We start from the raw sequence: 12,291 nt of genomic DNA on the forward strand, positions 1-12,291 counted from the left end.
GCGGCCCGTCCCCTACACAGGTGCCATGCCCATCGAGCTGCGCGCGCCGCATGCCGCCGACCTCCCTGCCATCCGCCGGCTCATCGCCCAGCTGGGCTATGAGCTGAGCCCCGAGACGATCCAGGCCAACCTCGCCGAACTGGCGGAGCGATCCGAACCGGTTCTCCTCGCCTGCGAGGGGGAAGAAGTTCTCGGCCTCATGGCGATCCGCTGGGGCCGCATGCTGCAGACACCCGCCCCGCTGGCGCGGATCACGACGCTGGTGGTGCTGGACGCCGCCCGCGGGCGCGGCGTGGGCAAGCTGCTGGTGGACGCCGGCGCCGACCTCGCCCGCGCGGCGGGCAGCGAGGTGCTGGAGCTCACCACGGGTCTTCATCGCACGGCGGCGCAGGAATTCTACAAGGCCATCGGCTTCACGGTCTCAGCCCTGCGGCTGAATCGCCCGCTGGGCTGAGCCGGGTCGATGCGCGAGATTTCTTAAACTTCACGCGGGCGCCTGTCGGCGCGATGCTCTGCGTTCCGTCCTGGGATCGGAGGCGCCGCATGCTCTACGCGATTCTTTGCTACGACCTGGAAGACGTCGTCTGGTCCTCGACGAAGGAGGAGGAGGCCGCTGTCATGGCGCGCCTGGGCAAGGTCCAGGAAAAGCTGATGCAACAGGGGCGCCTCGGCCCCGTGGCGCGTCTGTTGCCCACGACTTCGGCTACCACGCTGCGCAAGGGCCGCGAGGGGCTGGTGATCGACGGCCCCTTTGCCGAGACCAAGGAGCAGCTGCTCGGCTTCTACATCGTGGAATGCGCCGATCTCGAAGAAGCGCTGGCGGTGGCCAGGGACCTGGCCGCGGGTAGCGACAGCGGCGGCTCTTTCGAGATCCGGCCGCTCGCTGTGTTTCGCCCGGGTGGTGCCGTGGGGTGACGGATCTCGGCTGGATCGAAGCAGCGCTCGTCTCGGCCCGCCCCAAGGCCGTGGGCGCGCTGCTGCGCCATTTCCGGGACCTGGACACGGCCGAGGAGGCCTTCCAGGACGCTTCGCTCCGGGCCCTGAGGAACTGGCCCGTCAATGGCCCGCCGCGCGATCCGACAGCCTGGCTCATCCTCGTGGCCCGCAACGCCGCCATCGACGGCAAGCGCCGCCAGCGCCGCGAAACCCCGCTGCCGCAGGAGGAGCATCTCTCAGATCTCACGGATGCCGAGACGCCGCTGGCCGACCGGCTGGACGAGGCCGACTACCGTGACGACGTGCTGCGCCTGCTCTTCATCTGCTGCCATCCGGCGCTGACCCTGGCGCAGCAGATCCCGCTGGCGCTACGGATCGTCTCCGGCGTTCCGCTTCGCCAGATCGCGCGGGCCTTCCTGGTCGGCGAGGCGGCCATGGAGCAGCGGATCACACGGGCCAAGGCGCGGATCGCGGCCGCGGGCCTGCCCTTCGAAACGCCAGGCCCGGTCGAGCGGGCCGAGCGGCTCGAGGCCGTGGCAACCATGGTCTACCTCGTCTTCAACGAGGGTTATTCGGCTGCCGGCGCCGAGCCGGAGCGCGCGCTCCTGGCCGATGAGGCCATTCGCCTCGCGCGCCTGTTGCTGCGCATGTTCGCGGCCGAGCCGGAGATCATGGGCCTCACGGCGCTGCTTCTGCTCCAGCACTCCCGCACGGCGGCGCGCCTGGCCGGTGGTGCCCTGGTGCTGATGGAGGATCAGGACCGGGAACTATGGGACAGGTCCATGATCGCCGAGGGGCTGGCGCTGATCGACAAGGCCATGCGCCACCGCGCGCCCGGCCCGTACCAGGTGCAGGCGGCCATCGCGGCATTGCATGCGCGCGCGGCGACCCCGGGCGAAACCGACTGGACCCAGATCGAGCTGCTCTACGCGACGCTGGAGCGGATGCAGCCTTCGCCCGTGGTCACGCTCAACCGCGCTGTCGCTGTCTCCAAGATCCGCGGCGCGGGGGACGCGCTGGCCATGGTGGAACCGCTGGGCGAGCGCCTAGCCGGCTATTTTCCCTTCTTCGGTCTCAAGGGGGCGCTCCTGCAGCAGCTCGGCCGGGCGGAGGAGGCGCGGGAGGCCTTCTCCCGCGCCATCGCATTGGCTGGCACGCTGGCCGAGGCCGATCATATCCGCACGCATCTCGACCGGCTCTCCGAAAATTCCTGAGACCATGTCGGGCGGCCGCGTTCCACGGCGTCCTTGGAACGACCGGGACAGGTCTGAATGGGAGAGATCGTGACGATGGACAATCCGAAGGACGCCGTGGCCCCCGTGAAGGGCGGCATCGCCCCCTATCTCATGGTGGACGGTGCCATGAAGGCGGCCGAGTTCTACAAGAAGGCGCTGGGCGCCGAGCTCGCCGGCGCGATGCCGCCGGACGCCAGCGGCCGCACCATGCATGTCCACCTCTACATCCATGGCAATTCGCTGATGATGAGCGATCCATGGCCCGAGCACGGCCAGCCGCTGAAGGAGCGGCATGGCACCACGCTGCACCTGCAGCTCGACGATGTGGATGCGTGGTGGAAACGCGCGGTGGATGCGGGCATGACAGTGGTGATGCCGCTGGAGCTCCAGTTCTGGGGTGACCGCTACGGGCAGTTGAAGGACCCGTTCGACGTGCTCTGGAGCATGGCCTCCCGCGGCTGACCTATTCGCCGATATCCTCGGCCCAGATGTCGGGGTGCTCTTCCTGGAACCGGCGCATCAGCTCCTTGCAGCGCGGATCGTCGAGCACCAGCACCTCGACGCCGCGGGCGCGGAGGAAATCCTCGTTGCCGCCGAAGGTCTCGTTCTCGCCGATGACGACGCGCGGGATCCGGAACTGGGCGATGGTGCCTGAACACATCATGCAAGGGCTGAGCGTGGTGTAGAGCGTGGTGCCGCGATAGCTGCGGCGCCGGCCGGCGAGGCGCAGGCAATCCATCTCGCCATGCGCGATGGGGTCGCCCTTCTGCACCCGGCGATTTCGGCCGGTCGCGACGATGCGTCCGTTCTCGACCAGCGCTGCCCCGATGGGCAGCCCGCCTTCCTGGAAGCCCTTCGCGGCCTCCTCATAGGCGGCGTCCATGAAGGTCGGGTCCATCTCGGTCATGCATCGCTCCCTCGGGGGGGAGAATAGGCACGGTGCCGGCCGGCCTTCAAATGCCGCTGCGCGAGCGCCATGTAGAGTGGATTGCGCAGGCGCGGGAGCATCTTGGCATGCATCGCATCGTGATCGTGGGCGGCGGCGCCGGCGGGTTGGAGCTGGCCACGAGGCTCGGCAACAAGTACCGCGGCAGCGATCGCGCGAGCGTGACACTGGCTGAGCGCGCGCGCACCCATATCTGGAAGCCCCTGCTGCACTCCCTCGCGGCCGGCAGCCTGGATCCTTCCCAGCATGAGCTCAACTACCTGGCGCAGGCCCATTGGCACGGCTTCACCCATGCCTATGGCGAGATGACGGGCCTGGACCGCGCGGCGCGCGAGATCCTGCTGGCTGCGACGCATGACGAGGAGGGGCGCGAGATCACGCCGGCGCGGCGTGTGGGCTACGACACGCTTGTCATGGCAGTCGGCAGCGTGACCAATGATTTCGGAACGCCGGGCGCCTCCCGGTATGCTATCCCCCTCGAGACGGCGGAACAGGCAAGCCGCTTCAACAGACGCCTGATCAATGCCTGCCTGCACGCCAACGCGCAGGAGGGGCCGATCCGTCCCGGCCAGCTCCACGTCGCCATCATCGGTGCGGGAGCGACGGGCACGGAACTGGCAGCGGAACTGCACCGCACGGTGCGCAGCATCGTCGCCTACGGCCTCGACCGGATCCAACCGGAGCGCGACATCCGCATCATCCTCCTCGAAGCCGCGCCGCGCATCCTGCCAGGCCTGCCCGAGCGCATTTCCGAGGCGACGCTGAAGCTGCTGCGCGAGATGGGCGTGGAGGTGCGGACCGGCACCCGCGTCTCGGAGGTGCGCGAGGAGGGGATCCTGCTGGCTGACGGCACCTTCGTGCCCGCGGAGCTCACGGTCTGGGCGGCGGGGGTGAAGGGGCCGGATTTCCTGCGGGAGCTCGATGGGCTGGAGACGAACCGGGTGAACCAGCTCGTCGTCCTGCCCACGCTGCAGGCGACGCGTGATCCGGCGGTCTTCGCCATCGGCGATTGCGCGGCCTGTCCGCTCCCCGACGGCAAAGGCCAGGTCCCGCCGCGCGCCCAGTCGGCGCATCAGATGGCAAGCCACATGGTCGGGCAGGTCGAGCGGATCCTGGAAGGCAAGCCGCTGGAGCCCTTCGTCTACCGCGATTTCGGGTCGCTCGTCTCGCTGGGCGAATACAGCACGGTGGGCAACCTGATGGGGGCGCTGACCGGCCGCAGCTTCTTCATCGAGGGCTGGTTCGCGCGGCTGATGTATCGCTCGCTCTACCAGATGCATCTCGCGGCGCTGCATGGGAAGGCGCCGACGCTCTGGCGATACTGGCTCTCACTCTTCTCGCAGAGGCCGGAGCCGACCGTGAAGCTGCATTGAGCTATTCGGCGGGCATGGGCGGCGCGACGAGCTTGCGCCGCTTGCCGCCCGCGAGGCTTTCCAGCGCGAGGTAGACGACGGGCGTCGTGTAGAGCGTCAGCAACTGCGACAGCGCCAGCCCGCCGATGATGGCGATGCCGAGCGGCTGCCGCAGCTCGCTGCCCGGGCCGCTGCCGATGGCCAGCGGCACCGCGCCCAGCAGCGCCGCCAGTGTCGTCATCAGGATCGGGCGGAAACGCTCCCTGCAGGCTTCAAGGATCGCCTGTTCCCCGCCTTCGCCGCCCTCGCGCTCATGCTCCAGGGCGAAATCCACCATCATGATGGCATTCTTCTTCACGATGCCCATGAGCAGGATGACGCCGATCAGCGCGATGACGGTGAAGGGCGTGCCGGTCAGGATCAGGGCCAGCAAGGCCCCGATGCCCGCCGTGGGAAGCGTGGAGATGATCGTCAGCGGGTGGATCAGGCTCTCGTAGAGGATGCCGAGCACGAGGTAGATGCTGACCAGCGCGGCGACGATGAGCAGCGCCTGCCCTGTCTGGAACGACCGGAAGACCCTGGCGTTGCCGGCGAATTCCCCGCGTACCGAGGGCGGCATGCCGATGGCGCGCTGCGCCTCTTCCACCAGCGCCGCCGCCTCGCCGAGCGCCACGCCAGGCTGGAGATTGAAGGTGATGGTGGAGGCCGGGAACTGCCCCTGGTGCATGATCGAAAGAGGCGCGCTGGACCGTTCCAGCCGCGTCAGCGCGCTGAGCGGAACCTGTCCGCTGCGGCCGGAGACATAGATGTCGTCCAGCTGGCGCGGATCCTCCGTCAGGCGAGGATCGACCTCCATCACGACGCGGTACTGGTTCCGCGTGCGATAGATCACGCTGACCTGGCGCTGCGAGAAGGCGTTGTTCAGGGCCTGGTTGATAGCCTGGACGCTGATGCCCAGGCGTGCCGCCGCGTCGCGGTCCACGACCAGGCGGGAGACGAGCCCCGCGCGCTCCTGGTCGGAGGAGACATCGGCCAGCTGCGGCACCGTGCGGAGCTGGCGCACGAGCAGTTCCGACCAGTTCTGCAGCTCGTCCAGGTCGGGGGCCAGCAGCGCGTACTGGAAGGATGCATTCCCCGCGCGGCCGCCCACGTTGATGTCCTGCACCGGGCGAAGGAAGGCCTGGGCACCCGCGATCCGCCCGAGAGGCGCGCGCAGGCGGTTCACCACCGTCTCCGCCTTCACGCCGGGACGTTCGGATTCCGGCTTCAGCGAGATGAACATGCGCGCGGTGCCGCCCGAGAAGCCGCCGCCGCCGCCCACCGAGACGCCGAGCGAGGCCACGGCCGGGTCCGCCATGATGATGTCCACCGCTTCCTGCTGCAGGCGCATCATGGTCTGGAAGGACGTGTCCGGCGCCGCCTGTACGACGCCGGCGAGCAGGCCGGTGTCCTGTTGCGGGAAGAAATCCTTGGGGACGATGATGTAGAGCCATACCGTGACGCCGACGAGGCTCACGGTGAAGAGCAGCATGATGGCGCGGAAGCGCAGGGCGATCTTCAGGCTCGCCATATAGGCGGAGACCATCCCGTCCATCATGCGCTCGAAGGCCCGGCCGAACCAGCCGGGCTTGCGCTCCGCGTCCGAAGCCAGTCGGGCGGCGATCATGGGGGTCACGGTCAGTGAAATGATGGCGGAGAAGGCGACGGCGATGGCCAGCGTCACCGAGAACTCGCGGAACATGCGGCCCACGATCCCCGGCATGAAGAGGAGCGGGATGAACACCGCGATCAGCGAGACCGTGATGGAGACGACGGTGAAGCCGATCTGCCGGGCGCCCTCCAGCGCGGCGGGGAGGGCGGGCATCCCCTTCTCGCGCAGCCGGGTCATGTTCTCGATCATGACGATGGCGTCGTCCACCACGAAGCCGACCGAGATCGTGAGCGCCATGAGAGACAGATTGTCGAGCGAGTAGCCCAGCAGCCACATGACCGCGAGCGTCCCCAGCAGCGAGAGCGGCACGGCGATGGCCGCGGCGAAGACCGCGGCCTTTCGCCGCAGGAAGACGGCCACCACGAGCACCACCAGCGCGATGGAGATGATGAGGGTGAACTGCACCTCGTCCACGCTCGCGCGGATGGTCTCCGATCGGTCGCGAAGGGTATGGATATGCACGCCGTTGGGAATCCAGCGCTGCAGGTCCGGCAGCAGCTTCTGGATGTTGTCGACCACCTCGATGACATTGGCATCGGGCTGCTTGAAGACGACGACGATGACCGCGGGCCGGCCGTTGAAGCTGCCCCCCTGACGCCGGTCCCGCACGCCCAGCTCCACATTGGCGATGTGGGAGATGCGCGTGATGGCACCGTCCCGCGCGCGCAGGATGAGGTTTCCGTAGTCCTCGGCCGTCTCGATCCGGTCGTTGATCGAGATGGCCCCACCCTGCTCCGCCCCGTCGATGAGCCCGGTGGGCTGCGTGATGTTGGAGCTGGTGACCGTGCGGCGAATATCCTCCAGCGCGATGCCCGCGGAAGCGGCCGCCATGGGGTCCACCTGGATGCGGATGGCCGGCTGTTCCGCGCCGGTGACATTGACCTGGGCCACGCCCTCCACACGCGCGATGCGGGGGGAGATGATGCTGTCCACCGCATCGTAGACCGCCCCCGGGGCCAGCGTGTCCGACGTCACGGCGAGAATGAGGATGGGCGCGTCGGCCGGGTTGGCCTTGCGGAAGGTCGGCGGGTTGGGCAGCCCCGCCGGCAGGTCCGTGCCGGCCGCGTTGATCGCCGCCATCACATCCTTCGCCGCATCGCTGACCGAGCGATTGAGGTCGAACTGCACGACGATCGATGTGCTGCCGAGCGAGGAACGCGACGTCATCTCCGAAACGCCGGCTATGGCACCCAGGCGGCGCTCCAGCGGCGCCGCGACGGAGGAGGCCATGACGGCCGGGTCGGCCCCCGGCTGGCTGGCGCTGACGACGATGGTGGGAAGGTCCATGCGCGGCAGAGGCGCCACCGGCAGCGCGAAATAGGCCACCATTCCCGCCAGCGCGAGGCCGATGGAAAGCATCACCGTCGCGATGGGCCGCCGGATGAAGGGCGCGGAGATCGACATCCTACTCGGCCGGCGTGCCGGGTGCCGCGAGCGGCTGGTCCCGCGCGTCGGGCCGCCCACCGGCCCGGACGCGCAGCTGCTCCAGCGCCAGGTAGATCACGGGCGTCGTGTAGAGGGTGATCACCTGGCTCAGCAGCAGGCCGCCGATCACGGAGACGCCGAGCGGCAGCCGGAGCTCGCTGCCGGGCCCGCTGCCCAGGACGAGCGGCACGGCGCCCAGCAGGGCGGCCATGGTGGTCATCATGATGGGACGGAAACGGAGTACGCTCGCTTCGTAGATCGCCTCGCGGGCGGTGCGCCCGTGGTCGCGCTGCGCCTCGAGCGCGAAGTCGATCATCATGATGGCGTTCTTCTTCACGATGCCCATCAGCAGCACGATGCCGATGAGCCCCACCACCGAGAGGTCCAGCCCCATGCCCCAGAGCGCCAGGAGCGCGCCGATGCCGGCCGAGGGCAGGGTGGAGAGAATGGTGATCGGATGCACCACGCTCTCGTAGAGCATGCCGAGCACCAGATAGATCACGACCACCGCCGCCAGGATGAGCCAGGGGGAGTTCTTCATCGAGCGGTCGAATTCCGCGGCGTCGCCCGAGAACTCGCCCGTGATGGTCTCCGGCAGGCCCATCGAGGCCTCGATCTGCCGGATCTCGGCGACCGCGTCGCTGAGCGAGGCGTGCGGGGCCAGGTCGAACCCGATGGTCACGGCGGGGAACTGGTCCTGCCGGGTGATGGTGAGCGGTCCGGCGCGGCGGCTGATGGTCGCGAAGGCGCTGAGCGGCACCTGGTAGTTGCCGCTCGCGCTCGCGGTGGTGGCCGTGACGGTGGCGCCGGAGGTGACCTGGGTCGCCGCGGTGCTGCCACCCTGGCCGCTCGCATTGCCGGGCACGCGCAGCAGTCCGATCAACGAGGGGTCGTCCCGGATCTCGGGCGACGCCTCCAGCACCACGCGGTACTGGTTGGACTGGGCGTAGATGGTCGAGATCTGGCGCTGCCCGAAGGCGTCGTACAGGACGTCGTCCACCGCCTGGATGGTGACGCCGAGCTGCGCCGCGCGGTCGCGGTCGATCTCGACATGCACGCGCAGGCCGCCGTCGCGCTGATCGCTGATCACGTGGCGCAGGCTCTGCGCCTGGGAAAGACGCTCGACGAGCTTGGGCGCCCATTCGCGCAGCTGTGCCGCGTCGGAATCGGTGAGCGTGTAGAGGTATTGCGTGCTCGCCGCGCGCGCGCCGATCTGGATGTCCTGCACCGCCTGGATGCGCGTATCCACGCCCGCCACGGCCGCGAGCCGGGGCGCGAGCCGTTCGGCGATCTGCTGCGCGGTGACGTTCCGGTCTTCGCGAGAGCGGAGGATCGCGGTGATCCGCCCCATGTTCTGCGCCGGGTTCACCGACCCGGCTCCGACGACGGAGGTGACGCCGGTCACGTCGGGGTCCTGGCGGACAATCTCCGACACCTGGTGCTGGAGCTCCGCGATGCGCGCGAAGGAGGCGTCTTCGGGCCCTTCGCTGGTGATGACGAGAAGCCCGGTATCCTGGGCGGGCAGGAAGCCCTTGGGCATCACGACATAGAGGCCGACCGTCCCGGCCAACGTCACCGCCGTCAGGACAAGCATCAGCGCCTCGTGCCGCAGCACCCAGCGCAGGCTGGTGGCGTAGTGGTCGCGCATCCAGTCGAACCCGCGTTCGAACTGACGCGAGATCCAGCTGGGATGGTCCTCGGCGGCCGGGCGCAGCATGCGCCCCGTCATCATCGGCGTCAGCGTCAGGGAGACGAACATCGAGACGATGACCGCGATGGTCAGCGTCAACGCGAATTCCCGGAAGAGGCGGCCCACCACGCCAGACATGAAGAGCAGCGGGATGAAGACAGCGATCAGCGAGACGGTCAGCGAGACGATGGTGAAGCCGATCTGCTTGGCGCCCTTGTACGCGGCGGCGAGAGGGGACTCGCCCTCCTCGATCAGGCGCACGATGTTCTCGATCATGACGATCGCATCGTCTACGACGAAGCCCGTCGCGATGGTCAGCGCCATGAGCGAGAGGTTGTCCATCGAGAAGCCGCAGAGCGACATGACGCCGAAGGTGCCGATGATGGAAAGCGGCAATGCCACCCCGGGCACGACAGTGGCGCGCGCGCTGCGAAGGAAGAGGTAGATCACCGCCACCACCAGGATGACCGAGAGCACCAGGGTGAACTGCACCTCGTGCACCGAGGCGCGGATGGTCTCCGTCCGGTCGGAGACGACGGTCAGCTTTATGCCCCCGGGCAGCGCGCCCTGCAGCTGCGCCAGCTGCTCGCGCACGCGGTCCACCGTCTCGACGATATTGGCGCCCGGCTGGCGCTGCACGTCGATGAGCACGGCGCGCTGGCCGTTGAACCAGGCGGCGTTCAGCGTGTTCTCGAGCCCGTCCACCGCCGTGCCGACGTCGGAGAGGCGCACAGGCGCGCCGTTGCGCCAGGCGACGACGAGGTTGGCGAAGGCGGATGGCGAGCTGATCTGGTCGTTCGCCATGACGGTGGAAGCCTGCCGCGGCCCGTCCAGCGAGCCCTTCGGCCCGGCCTGATTCCCTCCGACCACGGTGTTGCGGATGTCCTCCAGCGAAAGCCCGTAGGCGGCGAGGCGCCGCGGGTCGGCCTGGATGCGGACGGCCGGGCGCATGTTGCCCTGCACTGCCACGCGACCGACACCCGTCACCTGCGAGAGCCGCTGCGCGAGGAGCGAGTCCGCGGCATCGGAAATCCGGTAGATCGGGATGGAGTCCGAGGTCAGCGCCAGCGTCATGATCGGTGGGTCGGCCGGGTTCACCTTCGCGTAGGTCGGGGGGTAGGGAAGGTTCTGCGGCAAGGTGCCGCGCGCGGCGTTGATCGCCGCCTGCACGTCCTGCGCCGCGTCGTCGATGTTGCGGCCAAGGTTGAACTGCAGGGTGATGCGCGAATTGCCCGGCCCGCTGACCGAGATCATGTCCACCAGCCCGGCGATCTGCGCGAGCTGCCGCTCGAGCGAGGCGGTGATCTGGACCGCCACCGTCTCGGGCGATGCGCCCGGGAGCTGAGTGCTGACCTCGATGGTGGGGAAATCGACCTCGGGCAGCGCCGAGACGGGCAGCTTCAGATAGCCGAAGAGACCGGCCAGCAGCACGGCCACCGCGAGGAGCGAGGTGGCGACCGGCCGGGTGATGAAAGGCGAGGAGAAGTTCACGGCGCGCCCGCGGGCCGCGTGCCGCCGCCGGAGATCGGGGGCTGGGCATCGCCCGGCGCACCGGCGGGCCTGCCCTCGCCGGGCGCGCGGCCGCCGGGACGATTCTCGCCGCCCGGGCGGCCCTGCCGGCCCTCGGCCGGGGCCCCCTGGCCTTCGCCCTGCGGCCGCCCCTGGCCGGGCGGGCCGCTGAAGCGGCGGCGCGCGGCCGGCGGCACATAGGCCGGCACGACCGGCTCGATCACCTGCACCTGGGCCCCGGCATTGAGCCGCAGCGCGCCCGAGGTGACCACCCGTTCCCCAGGCTGCAGGCCACGTTGCACCACGGCATCGGTCGCGTTGATGAAGCCGGTGGTGATGGGGCGCTGCTCGACCGTGTTGTCCTCCTTGAGGACGAAGGCATACGTGCCGTCGGGGCCGCGTTGCACGGCGACCAGCGGCACGGTCAGTGCCTGCCGGATGGTGCCGACCAGCATGCGGACATTCACGAAGGCGCCCGGCCAGAGCATCCGGTCCTGGTTCGGGAAAGTCGCCTTCAGCTTGATGGTGCCGGTATTCTGGTCCACCTGGTTGTCTGGCGTCAGAAGCTGGCCCGTGGCGCGAACCGTCCCGTCCGTCGCCACCACGAGAACCTCCACCGGCCCGTCGCGCATGGCAGTGAGGATGCGGGGCAGATCCTGCTGGGGCAGGGTGAAGATCACGCTGATCGGGTCCACCTGCGTCACGACCACGAGGCCGGAACTGTCGCCCGAACGCACGATGTTGCCCTGGTCCACGAGGCGCAGGCCCACGCGGCCGTCGATGGGGGAACGAATGGTGGTGAAGTCGAGCTGCGTGCGCGCGCTGTCGATGGCGGCCTGATCCGCCTGCACCAGCGCCTCGTACTGCGCCACCTGGGCGCGCTGCGTGTCGAGCTGCTGGCGGGAGGCGCCGTTGATGCGGACGAGGTCCGTGTAGCGCTGCAGGTCCAGGCGCGCATTGGCGAGGGTCGCCTCGTCCTGCGCTTTCTTCGCCTCGGCCTGGGCCAGCGCCGCGGCATAGGTGCGCGGGTCGATGCGCGCCAGCACGTCGCCGCGCCGCACTTCCTGGCCCTCCGTGAAGGCGACGTCGATGAGGATTCCATCCACCTGCGAGCGGACGGTGATGGTGTTGAGCGCCTGCACGGTGCCGAGCGCGTCGAGCAGGACCGGCAGGTCCTTGGCCGTGGCGGGGGCCACCGTCACCGGCACGGCCATGTTGCCGCCGAAGCGGCCGCGGCCGGCGGCCGCGCCGGGCTGGCCGGCCGCCGGCTGGCCGGAGAAGCGAGCCGAGATCTGCGGCCACCAGTACCAGGCCGCGCCGCCCGCGGCCGCGAGGATCAGCAGGAAGATCAACCAGCCCCGGCCGCGCCGGCGCTTCGCTGGCGGGGGCGTTTCCGGCGGGGGCAGAGCCGGACGCTCGGCTGGCGAGGGCAATGCCTTCTGGCGGGCCGTGTCGATGGGAAGCGGGGTGTCAGGCATGGATCATTC

General features: G+C 69.2%; 9 protein-coding genes. 5 read left to right on the top strand and 4 right to left on the bottom strand.

All coding sequences use genetic code 11. The features are described 5' to 3' along the window. The first annotated feature begins 25 nt into the window (after window positions 1–25). The 4 genes from WJM96_RS14585 (at window position 26) to WJM96_RS14600 (ending at window position 2,633) form a co-directional block, all read left to right on the top strand. Complete coding sequence (locus WJM96_RS14585) at window positions 26–454, top strand: N-acetyltransferase family protein (RefSeq protein ID WP_424813245.1); 429 nt, start codon at window positions 26–28, stop codon at window positions 452–454. A gap of 89 nt (window positions 455–543) precedes the next feature. After that, entirely contained in the window at window positions 544–915 is a 372-nt protein-coding gene (locus tag WJM96_RS14590; RefSeq protein WP_424813246.1) for a YciI family protein, read from the top strand. Continuing rightward, complete coding sequence (locus tag WJM96_RS14595; RefSeq protein WP_424813247.1) at window positions 912–2,150, top strand: RNA polymerase sigma factor; 1,239 nt, start codon at window positions 912–914, stop codon at window positions 2,148–2,150. Before WJM96_RS14590 ends, WJM96_RS14595 begins: the two co-directional genes overlap by 4 nt. 57 nt (window positions 2,151–2,207) lie before the next feature. Next, a complete protein-coding gene (locus tag WJM96_RS14600; protein WP_424813248.1) occupies window positions 2,208–2,633 on the top strand; it encodes a VOC family protein in 426 nt (141 codons plus the stop codon). A 1-nt stretch (window position 2,634) separates the two neighbouring features. Here the strand turns inward: WJM96_RS14600 and WJM96_RS14605 are convergent, their stop codons facing one another. Beyond that, window positions 2,635–3,078: a nucleoside deaminase gene (locus tag WJM96_RS14605; protein WP_424813249.1), complete on the bottom strand. Its 444-nt coding sequence runs from the start codon at window positions 3,076–3,078 to the stop codon at window positions 2,635–2,637. Between the two features lie 107 nt (window positions 3,079–3,185). Between WJM96_RS14605 and WJM96_RS14610 the strand changes: the two genes are divergently transcribed. Then, a complete protein-coding gene (locus WJM96_RS14610; RefSeq protein WP_424813250.1) occupies window positions 3,186–4,490 on the top strand; it encodes an NAD(P)/FAD-dependent oxidoreductase in 1,305 nt (434 codons plus the stop codon). 1 nt (window position 4,491) lies between these two features. Here WJM96_RS14610 and WJM96_RS14615 read toward each other — a convergent pair whose 3' ends face one another. Genes WJM96_RS14615 through WJM96_RS14625 form a run of 3 tightly spaced genes read right to left on the bottom strand, consistent with a single transcriptional unit; the run spans window position 4,492 to window position 12,282 of the window. After that, window positions 4,492–7,584, bottom strand: a complete 3,093-nt coding sequence (locus tag WJM96_RS14615) for an efflux RND transporter permease subunit (RefSeq protein WP_424813251.1) — start codon at window positions 7,582–7,584, stop codon at window positions 4,492–4,494. A 1-nt stretch (window position 7,585) separates the two neighbouring features. Beyond that, entirely contained in the window at window positions 7,586–10,786 is a 3,201-nt protein-coding gene (locus WJM96_RS14620) for an efflux RND transporter permease subunit (RefSeq protein ID WP_424813252.1), read from the bottom strand. Continuing rightward, entirely contained in the window at window positions 10,783–12,282 is a 1,500-nt protein-coding gene (locus tag WJM96_RS14625; RefSeq protein WP_424813253.1) for an MdtA/MuxA family multidrug efflux RND transporter periplasmic adaptor subunit, read from the bottom strand. Before WJM96_RS14625 ends, WJM96_RS14620 begins: the two co-directional genes overlap by 4 nt. Window positions 12,283–12,291: the final 9 nt, after the last annotated feature.

Source organism: Roseococcus sp. YIM B11640 (genome assembly GCF_049727625.1).
GTDB lineage: Bacteria > Pseudomonadota > Alphaproteobacteria > Acetobacterales > Acetobacteraceae > Roseococcus.